Raw genomic sequence first — 18,955 nt, forward strand, 5'->3', positions numbered from 1 at the left:
CCCGTACCCCCATGCCCCACCCGTTCGGCCGTCTCCTGTCGCGCCCCTCCTCCCCCGCCCCTAGCGTGCCGACAGCGGACCACGCACCAAGGGAACGCGACCGCTGGAGGAGCACGATGAGCCCGCTGGGCGAACCGGAGGAGCGGCACCCGGAAACGCCCGGCTCGCACCGCCCCCGATGGGGCGTGATCGCCCTGCTCGCTCTCACCGGTTTCGCGTTGGTGCGCAACGGGTTGTCGGACCAGGCGGAAGGGCCGCCGCAGCCGGGCGGCGGCGCACGGCCGATCTCGCCCGCCGAGAGCCGCCCCGACGCTTCGGGACCGGCCCCGCTGACCCGTTCCGCCGCCGCCCGGGTGGCCATCCCCTCGCTCAAGGTGTCGGCGCCGGTCGTTCCACTGGGCCTGGACAAGGACGGCTGGATCGCCGCCCCGCCGCCCGAGAACCGCAATCTCGCGGGCTGGTACGCGGACGGGCCGGCACCGGGCGAGAACGGCACCGCCGTGATCGTCGGGCATGTCGACAATGTCAGCGGCCCCGCGGTCTTCTTCGGCCTGGGCTCCCTCAAGAAGGGGAGCACGATCCGGGTGACCCGTAAGGACGGCAGGGCCGCGGCCTTCGAGGTCTACGGAATTCAGGTGTTCGCCAAGAAGGACTTCCCGTCCGCGCGGGTCTACCGCGCCACAGGACGCCCCGAGCTACGGGTCCTGACCTGCGGCGGCGGCTATTCCGCGAGCGCCGGCTACACGGGCAACGTGGTGGTCTTCGCCCGGATGACCGGGGTCTCCTAGGGCCGTCCGGGCCCTGTCCGGCGGGGCGCGCGAGAGAGCCCTGCGGCCCACGCACCGTTGCCCGGGTCTCAGGGAGCGGCCCCGCCCCGGCCCCCGGATTCCCGTGTGATGTGCTGACCGCATGACTCACTCGGTCACCACCTACTACCTCCAGCAGACCTCGCCCGCCGACCTGGCCCCCGCCGGGAGCCCGCCGGCCGAGCAGGGTGTCCGTATCGTCCGCTCCGAGCGTCCGTCGCCCGAATTCAGCCGCTTCCTCTATACGGCGGTGGGCGGGGACATCCTCTGGACCGACCGGCTGTCGTGGTCCTATGCGCGATGGGCGGAGTACCTCGGGCGGCCGGGAGTGGAGACCTGGGTGGCGTACGAGCGCGGCACACCGGCCGGGTTCATCGAGCTCGACGCCCAGCCGGAGGGGGTCGTGGAGATCGCCTACTTCGGGCTGCTCCCGGCGTTCCGGGGGCGCCGGATCGGCGGGCTGCTGCTCGCGGAGGGCACCGCGCGGGCCTGGGACCTGGCCGAACGCTGGCCGGAGCGGCCGCGGACCCGGCGGGTGTGGGTGCACACTTGCAGCGATGACGGCCCGCACGCGATGGCCAATTACGAGCGGCGCGGCTTCCGGCTGTACGAGACCACGGTGACCGACGAGCCCGAGGTGCCGGCTCCGGGGCCCTGGCCCGGGGCGGGGCCGCTCGCCCCGCGCGAAACGTGATCGACGACACATTGTCTCGCGATGCGGGACAGTCTTGTCCAAATAATGGATGACGGTGGACTGGCCCGAGATCGACGTGCCACGCTTCCGTCATGTCTGCAGCTGGAATTGCCTTGGTGAGTCGACGGCACGTCGACCTCTGCCGCATGTCCAGCGCCATCTGTCCGGCGGGCTGATAGTCGCAGCGCCACCGCATCCCCCGCGTCCCCATCGTCGCGGACGCACCCACACCCCGACCTCCCACACCGCACGCGACGCGTCGCCGCGCGCCGCCTTCAGGTGTGTCCGCACAGGTCACAGCGGGTGTGACCCGCCCAGCCCGCCCCCTTGAGCCGCCCAGAAGGACGTACACCCATGGCCGCCACCCCCGATACCCCCGCCGCCACGACCCGCCGCAAGGCCGGACGCCACCGCGGAGAGGGCCAGTGGGCCAAAGGCCACTTCACGCCGCTGAACGGCAATGAGCAGTTCAAGAAGGACGATGACGGTCTCAATGTGCGGACACGCATTGAGACGATCTACTCCAAGGCCGGCTTCGACTCGATCGACCCCAACGACCTGCGCGGGCGGATGCGTTGGTGGGGCCTCTACACCCAGCGCAAGCCCGGAATCGACGGCGGCAAGACCGCGATCCTGGAGCCGGAGGAGCTGGACGACAAGTACTTCATGCTGCGGGTCCGTATCGACGGCGGGCGACTGACGACCGAGCAGCTGCGCGTGATCGGCGAGATCTCGCAGGAGTTCGCGCGCGGCACCGCGGACATCACCGACCGGCAGAACGTCCAGTACCACTGGATCCGGATCGAGGACGTACCGGAGATCTGGCAGCGCCTGGAGGCCGTCGGACTGTCCACCACCGAGGCGTGCGGCGACACGCCCCGTGTCATCCTCGGCTCGCCGGTCGCCGGTATCGCCGAGAACGAGATCATCGACGGCACCCCGGTCATCGACGAGATCCAGCGCCGGATCATCGGCAACCCCGCGTTCTCCAACCTGCCGCGGAAGTTCAAGTCCGCGGTCTCCGGCTCGCCGCTGCTGGATGTCGCGCACGAGATCAACGACATCTCGTTCGTCGGCGTCGAGCACCCCGAGCACGGTCCGGGCTTCGATGTGTGGGTCGGCGGCGGACTGTCCACCAACCCCAAGCTCGGTGTGCGGCTGGGCGCCTGGGTCTCCCGGGACGAGGCCGCCGATGTCTACGAAGGCGTCATCTCGATCTTCCGCGACTACGGCTACCGTCGGCTGCGCACCCGCGCCCGGCTGAAGTTCCTGGTCGCCGACTGGGGCCCGGAGCGGTTCCGCCAGGTGCTGGAGGACGAGTACCTCAAGCGCAAGCTGACCGACGGCCCCGCCCCGGCACAGCCCGACCAGCAGTGGCGCGACCACGTCGGTGTGCACAAGCAGAACGACGGCCGCTTCTACGTGGGCTTCGCACCGCGCGTCGGCCGGGTGGACGGTGCCACCCTCACCAAGATCGCCGAGCTGGCCGCGGCGCACGGCTCGGGCCGGCTGCGGACCACCGCCGAGCAGAAGATGATCGTGCTGGACATCGACGAGGCGCAGGTCGAGTCGCTGGTCTCCGGGCTGGAGGCGCTGGACCTGCGGGTCAAGCCGTCCCCGTTCCGGCGCGGCACGATGGCCTGCACCGGCATCGAGTTCTGCAAGCTGGCGATCGTCGAGACCAAGGGCCGCGGCTCCTCCCTGATCGACGAGCTGGAGCGCCGGCTCCCCGGGTTCGACGAGCCGGTCACCATCAACATCAACGGCTGCCCGAACGCCTGCGCCCGTATCCAGGTGGCGGACATCGGTCTCAAGGGGCAGCTGGTGCTGGACGCCGACGGCAACCAGGTCGAGGGCTACCAGGTGCACCTCGGCGGCGCGCTGGGCCTGGAGGCCGGTTTCGGCCGCAAGGTCCGCGGCCTCAAGGTCACCGCCGACGAACTCCCCGACTACGTCGAGCGGGTGCTGCGCAACTTCCAGGAGCAGCGCACCGACGGTGAGCGGTTCGCCCAGTGGGCGGCCCGTGCGGAAGAGGGTGCGCTGAAGTGAGCGAGCGCGCGGCGCCTTTCTACTGCCCGTACTGCGGTGACGAGGACCTGCGGCCCTCCGAGGAGGGCTCGGTCCGCGGTGAGGGCGCGGCCTGGGAATGCCGGTCGTGCAGCCGGGCGTTCCGGCTGAAGTTCCTCGGCCTGCTCTCCCAGGGCCTGTCCGCTGCCGCCTCACCATCCGCTGGAGACGCGTCGTGACCACTGCCACCGATCTGCCGCAGCTCGCCGAGCGCGCCGGCCGCGAACTCGAGGACGCGGCCCCGCTCGACATCCTCAAGTGGGCCGCCGAGACCTTCGGCCCCCGCTTCTGCGTGACCTCCTCCATGGAGGACGCGGTCGTCGCCCACCTCGCCTCGCGCGCCGTTCCGGGCGTGGACGTGGTGTTCCTCGACACCGGCTACCACTTCCCGGAGACCATCGGGACGCGGGACGCGGTGGCGGAGGTGATGGACGTCAACGTCATCACCCTGACGCCCCGTCAGACCGTGGCGGAGCAGGACGCCGAGTACGGCCCCAAGCTGCACGACCGCGACCCGGACCTGTGCTGCGCGCTGCGTAAGGTCAAGCCCCTCGAAGAGGGCCTGACCGGCTACGACGCCTGGGCGACCGGGCTGCGCCGGGACGAGTCGCCGACCCGCGCGAACACCCCGGTCGTCGGCTGGGACGCCAAGCGCCAGAAGGTCAAGATCTCGCCGATCGCCCGCTGGACGCAGGCCGACGTGGACGCGTACGTCGCCGAGCACGGAGTGCTCACCAACCCGCTGCTGATGGACGGCTACGCCTCCGTCGGCTGCGCGCCCTGCACCCGCCGGGTACTGGCGGGCGAGGACGCGCGGGCCGGCCGCTGGGCCGGCAGCAACAAGACCGAGTGCGGGCTGCACTGATGGCGAAGGTTTCGGGAGTGTCCCCCGAGAAGACACAGCGGCACGAGAAGACACAGGTTCAGGAGATACCGATGACGGGCGCCACGATCTGGCTGACCGGTCTGCCGAGCGCGGGCAAGACGACCATCGCGCGCGAACTGGCCGGCAAGCTGCGCGGCGACGGCCACCGCGTCGAGGTGCTCGACGGCGACGAGATCCGCGAGTTCCTCTCCGCGGGCCTCGGTTTCACCCGCGGGGACCGGCACACCAACGTCCAGCGCATCGGCTTCGTCGCCGAGCTGCTGGCGAGCAACGGCGTCAAGGCGCTGGTGCCGGTGATCGCGCCGTACGCGGACAGCCGGGAGGCGGTGCGCAAGCGCCACCAGACCGAGGGCACCGCGTACCTGGAGGTGCATGTGGCCACGCCGGTCGAGGTGTGCTCCGAACGCGATGTGAAGGGCCTGTACGCCAAGCAGGCGGCGGGCGAGATCTCCGGGCTCACCGGGGTGGACGACCCGTACGAGGCTCCGGAGTCGCCCGATCTGCGCATCGAGTCGCACACCCAGACCGTGCAGGAGTCCGCGGCGGCGCTCTACGCGCTGCTCACCGAGAGGGGACTGGCATGACCACCGCCGCGACTGTGATCGGGAACGCCGGAGACGCCGACAACCCGTACGCGCTGTCCCACCTGGACGCCCTGGAGTCCGAGGCGGTGCACATCTTCCGCGAGGTGGCGGGCGAGTTCGAGCGGCCGGTGATCCTGTTCTCCGGTGGCAAGGACTCCATCGTCATGCTGCATCTCGCGCTGAAGGCGTTCGCGCCGGCGGCGGTGCCCTTCTCGCTGCTGCATGTCGACACCGGGCACAACTTCCCCGAGGTCCTCGAATACCGCGACCGCACCGTCGAGCGGCACGGCCTGCGGCTGCACGTCGCGTCCGTGCAGGACTTCATCGACCGTGGTGAGCTGCGCGAACGCCCCGACGGCACGCGTAACCCGCTGCAGACCGTCCCGCTGCTGGACGCCATCGACAAGAACCGCTTCGACGCGGTCTTCGGCGGCGGCCGCCGGGACGAGGAGAAGGCGCGCGCCAAGGAGCGGGTCTTCTCGCTGCGTGACGAGTTCGGCGGCTGGGACCCGCGCCGGCAGCGCCCCGAACTGTGGCAGCTCTACAACGGCAAGCACTCCCCCGGCGAGCATGTCCGCGTCTTCCCGCTGTCCAACTGGACCGAGCTGGACGTGTGGCAGTACATCGCCCGCGAGAAGATCGAGCTGCCCGCCATCTACTACGCCCACGAGCGCGAGGTCTTCGCGCGCAGCGGCATGTGGCTCGCGCCCGGTGAGTGGGGCGGCCCCAAGGACGGCGAGGTGCTGGAGACCCGGCAGGTGCGCTACCGCACCGTCGGCGACATGTCCTGCACCGGGGCCGTCGACTCCGACGCCGACACCATCGAGGCCGTCATCGCGGAGATCGCCGCGTCCCGGCTCACCGAACGGGGCGCGACCCGGGCCGACGACAAGCTGTCGGAGGCCGCCATGGAGGACCGCAAGCGCGAGGGGTACTTCTAACCATGAGCACGACCCATGATGTTGAGAGCGTTATCGACGCGGGTGCCACCTCGCTGCTGCGTTTCGCCACCGCGGGCTCCGTCGACGACGGCAAGTCGACCCTGGTCGGCCGGCTGCTGCACGACTCCAAGTCGGTGCTCGCCGACCAGCTGGAGGCCGTCGAGCACGCCTCCCGCAACCGCGGCCAGGAGGCGCCCGACCTGGCGCTGCTGACCGACGGGCTGCGCGCCGAGCGCGAGCAGGGCATCACCATCGACGTCGCCTACCGCTACTTCGCGACCCCGCGGCGCCGCTTCATCCTCGCCGACACCCCCGGGCATGTGCAGTACACCCGCAACATGGTCACCGGCGCCTCCACCGCCGAGCTGGCCGTGGTGCTGGTCGACGCCCGTAACGGCGTGGTCGAGCAGACCCGCCGGCACGCCGCGGTCGCCGCCCTGCTCCGCGTCCCGCACGTCGTCCTCGCCGTCAACAAGATGGACCTCGTCGACTACGCGGAGCCCGTCTTCGCCGCCATCGCCGAGGAGTTCACGACGTACGCGGCCTCGCTGGGCGTCCCGGAGATCACCGCGATCCCGATCTCCGCGCTGGCCGGCGACAACGTCGTGACGCCGTCCGCCAACATGGACTGGTACGGCGGTCCGACCGTGCTGGAGCACCTGGAGACGGTGCCCGTCGTCGCCGACCCGTCGGACGACCCCGGCCGCTTCCCGGTCCAGTACGTCATCCGCCCGCAGACCGCGGAGCACCCCGACTACCGCGGCTACGCGGGCCAGATCGCCTCCGGCGTGCTGCGCGTCGGCGACGCGGTGACCGTGCTGCCCTCGGGCCGCACGAGCACCATCGAGGCGATCGACGCGCTCGGGCAGGCCGTGGACGTCGCCTGGGCGCCGCAGTCGGTCACCGTCCGGCTCACCGACGACGTCGACATCTCCCGTGGCGACCTGATCACCCCGACCGCCTCGGCGCCGGCCACCTCGCAGGACATCGAGGCGACCATCTGCCATGTGGCGGACCGTCCGCTGACCGTCGGCCAGCGGGTGCTGCTCAAGCACACCACCCGCACGGTCAAGGCGATCGTCAAGGAGATCCCGTCCCGGCTGACGCTGGACGACCTCTCCCAGCACCCGGCGCCCGGCGAGCTGGTCGCCAACGACATCGGACGGATCAAGGTCCGCACGGCCGAGCCGCTGGCCCTGGACGCCTACGCGGACTCCCGCCGTACCGGCTCGTTCCTGCTAATCGACCCGGCCGACGGCACGACGCTGACCGCGGGCATGGCGGGCACCGCCTTCGCGGAGGCGGCCGCGGACGCCGCTCCGGCCACCGAAGCCGACGACGAGGGATGGGACTTCTGAAAATGCTCAAGGACTTCTTCTCGACCTTCGCGAAGGAGGGCGGCCGGGTAGGCAGCGGCGCCCTTGGGAGCGGCCAGGGCGGAGTCGGCCGATGTGTGTGCTGACGATGCTCGACTCCGTGCCCCCCACACCCCACTTCCGAAGATCGACTGAACTGCCGGGCGCGCCATAGAGAGGCGCGCAACCCGGCCCTCCGAGAGGAACTCCTCCCGTGTCTGCCGTTCGCTTCCGCCTTTTGGCGGCCGCCGCCACCGTCCCCGTCCTCGTAGCCGCGCTGGGTGCCTGCGGCTATGGCTCCGATGCCAAGAAGAACACCGCGGCCAATGTCGCCCCCAAGGGCGCGAAGATCGACGGGCTCGACCAGGTCAAGATCGGGCTCTTTGGCAACACCACGCACGCCACCCCGCTGATCGGCCTCCAGAAGGGCCTGTTCCAGAAGGAACTGGGCGGCACTGAGGTCAAGTCCTCCATCTTCAACGCCGGCCCCGCCGAGATCGAAGCCCTCAACTCGGGTGCCATCGACATCGGTTGGATCGGCCCCTCCCCCTCGATCAATGGCTGGGTCAAGTCGCACGGCAAGAGCCTGAAGATCATCTCGGGTTCGGCGTCCGGCGGTGTCTCGCTGGTGGTCAACCCCAAGAAGATCAAGAGCCTGGACGACCTCAAGGGCAAGACGATCGCCACCCCGCAGCTCGGGAACACCCAGGACGTGGCGCTGCTGAACTACCTGGCCGACAAGGGCTACAAGGTCGACGCCACCTCCGGCAAGGGCGACGTCACCATCCAGCGCACCGACAACAAGGTGACGCCCACCGCCTTCGAGCAGGGCTCCATCGACGGCGCCTGGGTGCCGGAGCCGACGGCCTCCAAGCTCGTCGCCGCGGGCGGCAAGTCGATCCTGGACGAGAAGAAGCTGTGGAAGAACGGCAAGTTCGTCATCACGAACGTGATCGTCTCCCAGTCGTTCCTCAAGGAGCACCCCAAGGTCGTCGAGGCGGTGCTGCGCGGTTCGGTGAAGACCAACGCCTGGATCCGGTCCAACCCGGTAGACGCGCGTGAGGCCCTCAACGCCAAGCTCGCCGACCCGAAGATCGCGGGCAAGGCCCTGCCGGCCAACGTCATCGACCCGGCGTTCAAGAACGTCGACATCACCGATGACCCGCTGGCCGCGACCCTCCAGGAGGAGGCCGACCACGCCGTCAAGGCCGGTCTGCTGACGAAGCCCGACCTCAAGGGCATCTACGACCTCACGCTGCTGAACAAGGTGCTGAAGGCCGAGGGCAGGCCGCAGGTCGACGACGCCGGCCTCGGCAGCAAGTAACTCCCGCACCATCAGCACCGCAGTCCCCCAGGAGGTGACACCGATGACGACCACCACGCTCACGAAGCAGCCCGCCACGGCGGACCCGGGCACCACCCGTCCGTACGCCGCTCGCATCGACCATGTCTCGAAGTCGTTCGGCCGTCCCGGCGCGCAGCAGCAAGTGCTGGACGACATCAGCATCGATGTCGCACCCGGCGAGTTCGTCTGCCTCCTGGGGGCCTCGGGCTGCGGCAAGTCCACCCTTCTCAACCTCGTGGCCGGCCTGGACGCGCCGTCCGCCGGCGCCATAGAGACGCCCGGCGGCCGGCCGGCCCTGATGTTCCAGGAACACGCGCTGTTCCCGTGGCTGACCGCGGGCCGCAACATCGAACTGGCCCTCCGGATGCGCGGCGTACCGCGCGCCGAGCGCCGCGACGAGGCCGAGCGGCTGCTCGAACTCGTCCGGCTCAAGGGCGCGTACGGCAAGCGCGTGCACGAGCTGTCCGGCGGCATGCGCCAGCGCGTCGCGATGGCCCGCGCCCTCGCCCAGGACAGCCAACTGCTCCTGATGGACGAGCCGTTCGCCGCGCTCGACGCCATCACCCGGGACGTCCTGCACGACGAACTGACCCGCATCTGGAGCGCCGCCAACGACGACGCCTCCGGCACGGGCAACCTCTCCGTCCTCTTCGTCACCCACAACGTCCGCGAGGCCGTACGGCTCGCCCAGCGGGTGGTGCTGCTCTCCTCCCGCCCCGGCCGGATCGCCCGCGAGTGGCAGGTGGACATCCCGCAGCCGCGCCGCATCGAAGACGCCGCGGTCGCCGACCTTTCCGTCGAGATCACCGAACAGCTCCGTGGGGAGATCCGCCGCCATGGCCAGCACTGAGACCAAGGCCCAGCCCGCCACCGCGAAGGCCGACGACCCGGACCGCGCCGGCGGCACCACAGCCGGTGACGCCTCCGCCGATCTCGCCGGTCTGGAGGCCGGGCTCGACGCCCTGGAATCCACCGTCGTCGCCAGGCAGCCGTGGCTGCGCACCATCGTCGCAAAGTCGTTTCCTCCCCTCATCGCCATCGCGATCGTTCTCGCGCTCTGGCAGCTCGCCTACCACCTCGAACTCAAGCCGCACTACCTGCTGCCGAGCCCGATCGACGTGGCCCGGTCACTGCAACAGAAGTGGTTCGAAGGCACCCTGTTGGGCTTCGTCTGGACCAGCGTCTCCCGCGGCGCCCTCGGCTTCCTCGCCTCGGTCGCCATCGGCACTTTGCTCGGGCTGATCGTCGCCCAGGTCAAGGTCGTACGGGCCGCGGTCGGGCCGATCCTGAGCGGTCTGCAGTCCCTGCCCTCGGTGGCCTGGGTCCCGGCGGCGATCATCTGGTTCGGGCTGAGCGACGCGACCATCTACGCGGTGGTACTGCTCGGCGCCGTCCCGTCCATCGCCAACGGTCTGGTGGCCGGTGTCGACCAGATCTCTCCTCTCTATCTGCGGGCGGGCCGCACCATCGGTGCGAGCGGTCTTGCCGGCGTACGGCATGTGCTGCTGCCGGCCGCGCTGCCCGGCTACATCGCCGGACTGAAGCAGGGCTGGGCGTTCTCCTGGCGTTCCCTGATGGCCGCCGAACTCATCGTCAACGCGGCCGACCTGGGCACCGGTCTGGGCCAGCTCCTGGAGCAGGGCCGGGAGCTCCAGGACATGTCCTGGGTGCTGTCCGCGATCCTGCTGATCCTGATCGTCGGTATCGGTATCGAGCTGCTGATCTTCGCCCCGATCGAGCGCCGCGTCCTGCGCAGCCGCGGCCTCCTCGTCAAGAGCTGAACCATGCACGCACGCCCCACTCACCCCACTCTTCTCGTCATCGCCCACGGCAGCCGCGACCCGCGGCACGCGGCGACCGTCTCCGCGCTCTGCGCGCGGGTACGGGCGCTGCGGCCGGGGCTGCGGGTCGAGGTCGGCTATCTCGACTTCAACGCGCCCAGCGTGCCCCGGGTGCTGGAGCGGCTGTCGGCCGAGGGCGTGCGTGACGTGGTGGCCCTGCCTCTCCTCCTTACTCGCGCCTTCCACGCGAAGTCCGATATTCCGTCGGTGCTGCGGGAGGCCGCGCTGCGGCTGCCCCTGCTGACCATCCACCAGGCCGAGGTGCTCGGCCCTTCGTCCCTCCTGACCGCCGCCTTGGAGCGCCGGCTGGAGGAAGCCGGGCTGCGGCCCGGTGACCGCCGCTCGACCGGGGTCGTACTGGCCTCGGCGGGCTCCTCAGACCCGGAGGCGATCGCAGTGATCGCTGAAACCGCGCGGGAGTGGCGGCGCACTGCTCACTGGTGTGCCGTGCGTCCTGCGTTCGCCTCCGCCGCTTCCCCCGCCACAGGCGTCCTTCGCACAGCGGACGCCGTACGGGCCCTGCGGGCCGAAGGCGTCGACCGGGTGGCCGTCGCCCCTTACGTCATCGCGCCGGGCTTCCTCCCGGACCGCATCGCCGCCGGTGCCCGCGAGGCCGGCGCCGACATCCTCGCGCCGGTGCTCGGTCCCGCCCCGGAGCTGGCCCGCCTCCTCCTCCGCCGCTACGACGAGTCGGCCTCGGCACGCCTGGATGTGCCTGCGCTGGTGGCCTGAGGCGGCACCGCGCGACACGGCCATGGCCGCCGCTCATACGGCCGCCGCGGTCCTCCCCGGCCGGAAATCGGCGCGGCCTTTCTCGTAGACGGTGAGGCCCCGCGCCAAGTGCAGCGGCACCAGCAGGAGTTCGACGATAAGCGCCTTCCAGGCGTAGACGAGATTGACGGCCTTGGTCGCATAGACGCAGGGGATGTTCAACAGGACGCCCAGGAGCGGGAGTTTGCGTCGTCTGGCGGCGTAGATCAATGGTGGCGTGGTCAGCAGCATCTCGGCTCCGGCCCACCAGGCGAAGACGACCAGCGGCGGCTGGTCCGTCGTCGCGGCGGCCACGAAGGGTGTGGCCCACCAGAAGGGCGCGGTGAGGATCTCCAGGAGAGCGAGCAGCACCCAGACCGCCAGCAGGGGTTTGCGGACGATCAACCGCCCGAGGTGGAGCCGGACGTTCTGACAGAAGCCGGCCATCCAGCGCCAGACCTGTTTGCGCAGATAGGTGAGGTCTTCCGGGTCCGCGGCCAGAGCGACCGCATCGGAGACGTAGACCGCGCGTCTGCCCGCGATCTGCTGCGACCAGGTGTAGTCCATGTCCTCGACGATGGTCCGCTCGGGGAATCCGCCGAAGGCCACCAGATCGTCGCGCCGGAAGACGGAGCAGCAACCCGAGCACACCATGGGGCTGTTGGCGCGGGCCTGGATGGGCCTGTGCCAGTGGAACCCGAAGAGGTACTCGGTGGACCGGCCGCGTTCCCAGATGGTGCGGGTGTGGCGGGTGCGGACCGTGCCCGCGGCGACCGAGACGCTGGGGTCGTCGAAGGCGGGGAGGATGGTCTCGATGTAGTCCGGTGCGAGGACGGTGTCCGCGTCGACGGCCAGTACGAGGTCGGTGGTGCAGTGCGGAAGGGCGTAGTTCTGTGCCTTGGCCTTGCTGCCCAAGTTCCGCGGCGGGCGGAGCACGGTCACGTCGTGTGACGCCGCCACCTCGCCCGTACGGTCGGTGGAGGCGTCGTCCACGACCAGGACGCGGTCAGCCGGGACCGTTTGCCGGGCAAGGGATTCCAGCGTGGCCGGCAGCCCCTCCTCCTCGTTGTGAGCTGGGACGATGATGGTGATGGTGTGCATGTTGGGCTCCCCCTGTCCTGCGGATCCTGCCGGCTGCGACGACGGTCAGGCCGATCGCGCCGTAGACGATGGTGCTGATGCCGATGAATGGCAGTCCTCCGTGCATGTCACCGACGGTAGCGAGGTTCCGCGAGGAATGGTTTCGGAGGCACCCTCCTGTGGATAACTCCGTTTCGCTGATTGCGGGTTGGGGTTGAGTGTTGGGGAGTGCGGGTTGGGGAGTGTGAGTTGGGGCGCGGACGGCGTCGACACACAAAAGCGCCGGCCGCCGCGCCCCGTGGGGGCGAGCGCGACGGCCGGCGTGTGGTGCTGAGGGTGTGAGCTGGTTACTCGGTGACCTTCAGCAGCTTGTTGGGCGTTCCCTCGCTCGGGTTCGTGATCTTGTCGGGAGTGGCGCCGTCCGTCAGGGCCTTGGCGACGTCTTCGGGCTTGGCGTCCTGGTGACCGGCCAGGTAGACCGCGGCGGCACCCACGACGTGCGGGGTGGCCATGGACGTACCGGAGATGATCTTGGTGCCCTCGTCGCTGTCGTTCCAGTCCGAGGTGATGTCGGAGCCGGGAGCGTAAAGGTCCACGACGCTGCCGAAGTTGGAGAAGTCGGACTGCTCGTCCTTGTCGGTGCTGGAGGCGACGGTGATGGCCTCCTTGACGCGGGCCGGGGAGCCCTGGCCGGCGTCGGTGGACTCGTTGCCCGCCGCGACGCCGAAGGTGACACCGGACTCGATGGCCTTCTTGACGGCCGCGTCGAGCGCCTCGTCCGCGCCGCCGCCGAGCGACATGTTGGCGACCGACGGGCCCTTGTGGTTCTTGGTCACCCAGTCGATACCGGCGACGACCTGCTCGGTGGTGCCGGAGCCCTGGTCGTCCAGCACGCGGACGGCCACGATCTTGGCCTTCTTGGCGACACCGTGCGCGGCGCCGGCGATGGTGCCCGCGACGTGCGTGCCGTGGCCGTTGCCGTCGTTGGCGTCGTCGTCGCCGTCCACGGCGTCGAAGCCGGAGGAGGCGCGGCCTTCGAAGTCCTTGTGCGTGGTGCGGACACCGGTGTCGATGACGTAGGCGGTGACGCCCTCACCCGCGCTGTCGGGGTAGTTGTACTTCTTGTCGCCCTCGGTGTCCGCCTGGTCGATGCGGTCCAGGCCCCACGACGGCGGGTTGTCCTGGGTGCCGTCGATGTGGAACTTCTTGTTCTGGACGACCTTGTCGACGGCCGGGTCGGCGGCGAGGCGCTTGGCCTCTTCCTCGGTCAGGCCGCTGGTCGAGAAGCCGCCGACGGAGGAGTAGTTCCGCTTGACCTTGCCGCCGTACTTGTCGGCGAGGTCGCCGGTTTCGGCGGTGCGGACGGACTTCTTCAGCATGACGATGTAGCTGCCGTTCACGGCGCCCTTGGCCTCGGCCCCGTAGATCTTGCCCTGGGGGGCGGCGGGGGAGGCGCCGGCGGTGACCGCGGTGACGGCGGCGATACCAGTGGCGGCGACCGCGGCGGTTATTGCCGTGATGAGCCGCTTCTTGCTGGAACGCTTGTGAGCCATTGCGAGGGTTCTCCTCGTTCGTGGTGTGGGGGGAAAGCGTTGCGCAATAGCCCGCGGAGACCGGAAGATCTGCGTCGGACTGGTTCGAAACCCTGTCGGATTGACGGGTCCAATTCAAGGCCAGCCCGGCCGTGTGAGATAGGCAACAACTCTGCAAAAACTCGAAACCGGTTCAGAACTGGTCATAAAGAGCTGCTGAGTTGAAGCTGGGAGACTCAACTCTGTTTACATTCGCGTAACGGTGGGTGACATTACGCGAATCGCGCGTAAGGCCGGTTGGCCGGTATGGCAGGCTCGCGCCCCGCAAGATGTGTGTACGGAGGCGTGCCCGAGGCAGTCACCGGCGCCGCCCGCCAACGAGACTACGGTCCGTCAATACGCCGTCTCGTTCGGTGAGTTCGGCCTCGATGAGGTCCGCGGCGCGTGCGGTGCCGCCCTCTGCCGACATCTCGCGGCGGATCCGCTCGGCGGTCACCGCGACCTCCGGATCGTTCACAAGTGAGAACACTGCCTCACGCAGCGTCAGCGCGGTGACTTCCGCCTTCGGCAAATGCCGGCCGACGCCGAGTGCCTGGAGCATGTCCGCGTTGCCGAACTGGTCGGCGGCTTGCGGCACACAGAGCATTGGCACCCCGTTCGCCAGGCCTTCCTGGCTGCCGCCCATTCCCGCGTGTGTGATGAAGGCGTCGGCCTGGCGGAGGATGGCGAGCTGCGGCACCCAGGAATACACCTCGAAGTTGCCCGGGATATCGCCGAGTTCGGACGGGTCGACGAACTTCCCGATTTGCAGCACCACATGCCAGTCGGGCAGATCACGGAATGCCTCGATGCAAGCCCGGTAGAAGCCGGGTTCGTTGGTGAAGGCGGAGCCGAGGGAGATCAGGAGAATCTTCGTGCCGGGCGCGCGGTTCGCCGGCCGCTGCCAGTCGCCCTGATGGGAGCGGTCGCCCTGGCAGGCGCCGACAAAGGTGTATACGGATTCGTCGACCTGGTCGGCATGTGGCTGCATGGCCCTGGGGATGAGGGCGAGGCAGCGGCGTGGGTGCGCCACCAGGCGGTCGGGGTCGGTGACCGACGCCATGTCGTGCTCTTCGAGCCAGGACCGGAAGCGCGCGTAGTACGCCCGGCCGCGCTCGGTGGCGCGCAGTTCGGCCCGTATCGGCTCCACCTCCGTCTCGTAGCCCTGCCAGGCGACCATGTTCGGGGAGAGCTGGATCGCCGGGACGTTCCAGCGGCGGGCCAGCAGGGGCGCCGGGTAGGCGGTGATGTCGTGGATGACCAGGTCGGGTTCGTCGCCGCGGTAGGCCTCGATGAGCTGCGGGAGTGCCTGGATGCCGTCGTCGAGGAACGGCTCGATGTTGTCGATGAGTTCGGTGCCCCAGTCCTCCGGCGCGTCGTCGGTGGGGAGGGTGGAGTTCCACAGCCGAGGTTCGGCGCCGGTTTCCGCGACGAGGTCGGCGAAGGACGGCGGGATGGCGTAGGTGACGCGATGCCCGCGGGCGACGAGTTCCCGTACGACTTCCAGGCTCGGGTTGACGTGGCCGTGGGCCGCGATGCTGAACATCGCGATATGGGCGGGTTTTTGGGCGCGCGGCATGGCGGGCACACTCCTTGAGCGGTGCGGCGCGGGGCGGCCGCGCGGGGCAGGTGTACTCCGCGAGAGTAAGCGAGACGATACGTCTCGTGCAATTTGGTTGTGCAGGCCGCGTGCGGCCGGTCCGGCTCCGCCCTCGCCGCTCAGCGCTGGTAGCGCGCCAGCACCAGATTCCCGTCCCGGACCAACCGCTTCCGTAGGGAGTCCAGATCGATCGCGCCGCTGTAGTACTCCTGCAGACCGGGCGTCGCGATCTTGTCCTTCCACTCCGGATAGCCGCGTACGGACTGGGCGGGGGCGGAGCGCAGCGAGCCCGCCAGCGCGGTGCCGGCCGCCCAGTCGTACCTGGCGACCCGTAGCGCCGGGTCCTTCAGCGCCTCCTGACCGGTCGGCAGCATCCAGTCCCCCAGGGCGAGCCGGACCATGTTCGGCGGCCTGAGGAAGAAGTCGATGAAGGCCATCGCCTCCTCCTTGTGCGGGCAGTCCGCGGCGACCGACAGGGTCTGCGGGCTCACGCCCTGGTCCAGGCCCGTGCCCTGCGGTGCGGGCAGCACCGTCCAGTCGAAGCCCTTGGGCGCCTGCTGGGCGATCTGCTGACGGTAGGAGAACCCGAGCGGCACCATCGCGTACCGCCCGGCGAAGAAGCCCGGCAGGGTGTCGGAGCCGCCCATGCCCAGGGTCGTACGGGAGGCGGTGCGGTCGACGTTCAGCTGGTCGTGGATGGTGCGCGGCACCACCTGGTCGACGGCGTCGAAGCGGACCTCGACCTTGCCGTCCCGGTGGCGGTGGAAGACCTGGCTGCCCGTGGACAGGGCGAGGTTGAGGGTGGCGGAGACCGGCTCCTTCAACGGCCATGCGACGCCGTAGGTGCCGCCGCGGGTCAGCCGCTTCGCCGTCTCCTCGAACTCCTCCCAGGTCCAGGGGTGTTCGGGGGTCGGGATGCGGGCGCCGGACCGCTTCAGGATCGTACGGTTCGCGATCAGCACCCGCGGTTCCTGGAGGAACGGGATGCCGTACACCCGGCCGTCGAACGTGCCGGTCTGCCAGCTCTGTTGCGGAATATCTCGCTTGAGGCGCGGCGGCAGCAGGGCGGTGAGGTCGGCGAGGTCGCCGCCGTAGGCGAAGTCGGCGAGGTCGTCGGAGGCGTCATGGATGATGTCGGGCGCCTCGCCGCCCTCGAAGGAGGTGAGCAGCTGGTCGTGGACGGTCGGCCAGGCGCCCTGGACGTATCGCACCTGCACGTCCGGGTGCTTTCTGTTCCATTCGGCGACGAGTTGTCTGTTGGCCGTGACGGAGTCCTGCTGCCAGGCCAGTGACTGGAAGCGCAGGGTGATCCGGCCGCCGGTCCGGCGCCGGTCGTCGTCGGAGCAGCCGGGCAGCAGGGCCGCGGCGGGCAGCGCGGCGGCGGCCGCGAGCAGGCCCCGGCGGTGGATACGGGCGCGGGGCCGCGGCGCCGTGGGCTCGGGTCGTGGCATCAGCTCTTCACCGCCCCGGCGAGCATCCCGCCCGTTATTCGCCGCTGGATGACAGCGAACAGGAGCAGGCTCGGGAGGGTGGCAAGAAGCGCGGCGGCGGCGAGTGGGCCGAGGTCGGCGACGCCCTCAGCCCCGAGGAAGTGGGTCAGCACGACCGGCAGCGTCTGTTTCTCGGGCGACTTGAGCAGTACCAGGGCGAAGAAGAACTCGTTCCAGGCGGTGATGAAGGCGAACAGTGCCGTGGCGACGATGCCCGGCGCGAGCAGCGGCGCGGTGACCGAGATCAGCGTACGGGCCCGGCCCGCGCCGTCCACGGCCGCCGCCTCCTCCAACTCCCGGGGAACGGCGCGGACATAGCCCGTCAGCATCCACAGGGCGAACGGCAGCGACCACACCACATAGACCATGACCAGACCGATCCGGGAGTCGATCAGCTGGAGCCCCTTCAGGATCAGGAACAGCGGGATGATCACCAGCACCAGGGGGAACGCCTGGCTGATCACCACCCAGCCGGTGGCCGCCCGCGAGAAGCGGTTGCGGAAGCGGGCGAGGACGTATGCCATCGGGGTCGCCAGCAGGATCGCCGTCACCGCGGATATCGCCGCCGCGAGCAGGCTGTTGCCCGCGGCCTCCAGCAGCGGCTGCTGGGCGAACGCCTGCCGGAAGTTCTCCAGGGTGGGCGCTTCGGGAATCCATGTGGGGTGGATGTCGGCCAGCTCGCGGGGCGGCTTGAACGCGGTGGAGATCAGCCAGAGGAAGGGAAAGGCGAGAAAGAGGAGATAGCAGAGGAGCGCGGCGTACTGGCCCGTACGGCCGGCGGTGCGCTTGAGGGCGGGGCGGCGGCTCACTTGGCTCACTTTTCCTCGTCTCCCTTCAGCCGGCCGGCCAGGTAGACGGCCAGCAGGACCGAGATCACCGCGACCATCGCCAGGCCCATCGCCGCGGCGTATCCGAACTGCCCGTAACGGAAGGCCTCTTCGTACGCGAAGAGCATCGGCAGCCGGGTCCGGCCGCCGGGGCCGCCGTCGGTCAGCACGAAGACCAGGGCGAAGGAGTTGAAGTTCCAGATGAAGTTGAGCGCGGTGATGGCGAGCGCGATGGGCCTGATGGCGGGCCAGGTCACGGTGCGGAAGCGGCGCCAGGCGCCGGCGCCGTCCATCGACGCGGCTTCGTGCAGCTCGCGCGGCACGTTCTGCAGGCCGGCCAGCAGCGAGACCGTGGTCTGCGGCATTCCGGCCCACACGCCGACGAGGATGACCGCGGGCAGGGCGGTGGCCAGCCCGCTCAGCCAGTCCGTGCCGTCGCCGGCCCCGGCCAGACCGAGACCGCGCAGCGTCTCGTTGAGCACACCGGCGTCCGGGTGGTAGACCAGCCGCCACATGATGCCGACGACGACCTCCGGCATCGCCCACGGGATGATCGCCAGGGCGCGGGCCAGCCAGCGCAGCCGCAGATCCAGGTTGAGCAGCAGCGCGAGGCCGAGGGCGAAGACGAACTGCGGGACGGTGACGCCGACGGCCCACACCAGGCCGATCCGGAACGAGTCCCAGAAGAGGGTGTCCTGCAGCAGATCGGAGAAGTTCAGCGCGCCCACCCACTGGGTGGGCTGGGTGCGGCCCGACTGGGCGTCGGTGAACGCCAGCCCGATGCCGTACAGCAGCGGTCCGACGCTCAGGACCAGGATGGGTAACAGCGCGGGCAGCACGAGGAACCACGCGCCATGGTCACGCCGGGGTCCGGCGAGGCGGCGGGAGCCGGCTGCGGGTGACCGCTGTGGCGCGGTCGTCGAGGTCACGGCAGAGGCTCCTTAGGACGCGACTCGGCCCGGCGCTCCGCTGCGCGGCAGCCCGGCTTCCGTGGTGCGGTGACGCGGCGATGGCGGCGATGGCGGTGGTGGCGGTGACACGGTGACGGCGCTGGTGGCGACGTTTCGATGACCGGTGTGACGGCGGCCGGTGTGACGGCGGCCGGTACGTCCGCGATC

The 18,955-nt window shown here is 69.9% G+C and carries 19 protein-coding genes; 13 read left to right on the forward strand and 6 right to left on the reverse strand.

The window, feature by feature from the left end:
• Nucleotides 1-116 precede the first annotated feature (116 nt).
• The 13 genes from FCH28_RS25070 (at nucleotide 117) to FCH28_RS25130 (ending at nucleotide 11,251) form a co-directional block, all read left to right on the forward strand.
• Entirely contained in the window at nucleotides 117-788 is a 672-nt protein-coding gene (locus tag FCH28_RS25070; RefSeq protein ID WP_136742401.1) for a class F sortase, read from the forward strand.
• Nucleotides 789-909: 121 nt separating this feature from the next.
• Complete coding sequence (locus FCH28_RS25075) at nucleotides 910-1,500, forward strand: GNAT family N-acetyltransferase (RefSeq protein ID WP_136742402.1); 591 nt, start codon at nucleotides 910-912, stop codon at nucleotides 1,498-1,500.
• 92 nt (nucleotides 1,501-1,592) lie between these two features.
• Entirely contained in the window at nucleotides 1,593-1,676 is an 84-nt protein-coding gene (locus FCH28_RS39935; RefSeq protein ID WP_342781668.1) for a putative leader peptide, read from the forward strand.
• A 178-nt stretch (nucleotides 1,677-1,854) separates the two neighbouring features.
• Nucleotides 1,855-3,549 (forward strand): nitrite/sulfite reductase, encoded by a 1,695-nt coding sequence (locus tag FCH28_RS25080; protein WP_136742403.1) that lies wholly within the window; start codon nucleotides 1,855-1,857, stop codon nucleotides 3,547-3,549.
• Nucleotides 3,546-3,746, forward strand: coding sequence for a hypothetical protein (locus FCH28_RS25085; protein ID WP_136742404.1), 201 nt, complete (start codon nucleotides 3,546-3,548; stop codon nucleotides 3,744-3,746). Before FCH28_RS25080 ends, FCH28_RS25085 begins: the two co-directional genes overlap by 4 nt.
• Entirely contained in the window at nucleotides 3,743-4,432 is a 690-nt protein-coding gene (locus tag FCH28_RS25090) for a phosphoadenylyl-sulfate reductase (RefSeq protein WP_187363915.1), read from the forward strand. Before FCH28_RS25085 ends, FCH28_RS25090 begins: the two co-directional genes overlap by 4 nt.
• Nucleotides 4,433-4,503: 71 nt before the next feature.
• A complete protein-coding gene (cysC, locus tag FCH28_RS25095; protein ID WP_136742405.1) occupies nucleotides 4,504-5,037 on the forward strand; it encodes an adenylyl-sulfate kinase in 534 nt (177 codons plus the stop codon).
• Nucleotides 5,034-5,978 (forward strand): sulfate adenylyltransferase subunit CysD, encoded by a 945-nt coding sequence (gene cysD, locus FCH28_RS25100; protein ID WP_136742406.1) that lies wholly within the window; start codon nucleotides 5,034-5,036, stop codon nucleotides 5,976-5,978. The genes cysC and cysD overlap by 4 nt, the downstream gene beginning before the upstream one ends.
• A gap of 2 nt (nucleotides 5,979-5,980) precedes the next feature.
• Entirely contained in the window at nucleotides 5,981-7,336 is a 1,356-nt protein-coding gene (locus FCH28_RS25105; protein ID WP_136742407.1) for a sulfate adenylyltransferase subunit 1, read from the forward strand.
• Between the two features lie 211 nt (nucleotides 7,337-7,547).
• Nucleotides 7,548-8,657 (forward strand): aliphatic sulfonate ABC transporter substrate-binding protein, encoded by a 1,110-nt coding sequence (locus FCH28_RS25115; RefSeq protein ID WP_136742409.1) that lies wholly within the window; start codon nucleotides 7,548-7,550, stop codon nucleotides 8,655-8,657.
• Between the two features lie 43 nt (nucleotides 8,658-8,700).
• Nucleotides 8,701-9,528 (forward strand): ABC transporter ATP-binding protein, encoded by an 828-nt coding sequence (locus tag FCH28_RS25120; RefSeq protein ID WP_136742410.1) that lies wholly within the window; start codon nucleotides 8,701-8,703, stop codon nucleotides 9,526-9,528.
• Nucleotides 9,515-10,459 carry an ABC transporter permease gene (locus FCH28_RS25125; protein WP_136742411.1) on the forward strand — a complete coding sequence of 315 codons (945 nt, stop codon included), beginning with the start codon at nucleotides 9,515-9,517 and terminating at the stop codon, nucleotides 10,457-10,459. Before FCH28_RS25120 ends, FCH28_RS25125 begins: the two co-directional genes overlap by 14 nt.
• A 3-nt stretch (nucleotides 10,460-10,462) precedes the next feature.
• Entirely contained in the window at nucleotides 10,463-11,251 is a 789-nt protein-coding gene (locus FCH28_RS25130) for a sirohydrochlorin chelatase (RefSeq protein WP_136742412.1), read from the forward strand.
• 33 nt (nucleotides 11,252-11,284) lie between these two features.
• Here FCH28_RS25130 and FCH28_RS25135 read toward each other — a convergent pair whose 3' ends face one another.
• From FCH28_RS25135 to FCH28_RS25160, 6 genes are all read right to left on the reverse strand, one after another.
• Nucleotides 11,285-12,370 carry a glycosyltransferase family 2 protein gene (locus FCH28_RS25135; RefSeq protein WP_136742413.1) on the reverse strand — a complete coding sequence of 362 codons (1,086 nt, stop codon included), beginning with the start codon at nucleotides 12,368-12,370 and terminating at the stop codon, nucleotides 11,285-11,287.
• Between the two features lie 326 nt (nucleotides 12,371-12,696).
• Nucleotides 12,697-13,902, reverse strand: a complete 1,206-nt coding sequence (locus FCH28_RS25140) for a S8 family peptidase (RefSeq protein ID WP_136742414.1) — start codon at nucleotides 13,900-13,902, stop codon at nucleotides 12,697-12,699.
• Between the two features lie 337 nt (nucleotides 13,903-14,239).
• Nucleotides 14,240-15,499: a macrolide family glycosyltransferase gene (locus FCH28_RS25145; protein WP_136742415.1), complete on the reverse strand. Its 1,260-nt coding sequence runs from the start codon at nucleotides 15,497-15,499 to the stop codon at nucleotides 14,240-14,242.
• Between the two features lie 140 nt (nucleotides 15,500-15,639).
• On the reverse strand, nucleotides 15,640-16,971 hold the full coding sequence (locus tag FCH28_RS25150) for an ABC transporter substrate-binding protein (protein WP_136742416.1): 1,332 nt from the start codon (nucleotides 16,969-16,971) through the stop codon (nucleotides 15,640-15,642).
• On the reverse strand, nucleotides 16,971-17,819 hold the full coding sequence (locus tag FCH28_RS25155; protein WP_136742556.1) for a carbohydrate ABC transporter permease: 849 nt from the start codon (nucleotides 17,817-17,819) through the stop codon (nucleotides 16,971-16,973). The genes FCH28_RS25150 and FCH28_RS25155 overlap by 1 nt, the downstream gene beginning before the upstream one ends.
• Before the next feature lie 5 nt (nucleotides 17,820-17,824).
• Nucleotides 17,825-18,766 carry a carbohydrate ABC transporter permease gene (locus tag FCH28_RS25160; RefSeq protein ID WP_136742417.1) on the reverse strand — a complete coding sequence of 314 codons (942 nt, stop codon included), beginning with the start codon at nucleotides 18,764-18,766 and terminating at the stop codon, nucleotides 17,825-17,827.
• Nucleotides 18,767-18,955 lie beyond the last annotated feature (189 nt).

Source organism: Streptomyces piniterrae (assembly GCF_005048155.1).
Classification (GTDB): Bacteria; Actinomycetota; Actinomycetes; order Streptomycetales; family Streptomycetaceae; genus Streptomyces; species Streptomyces piniterrae.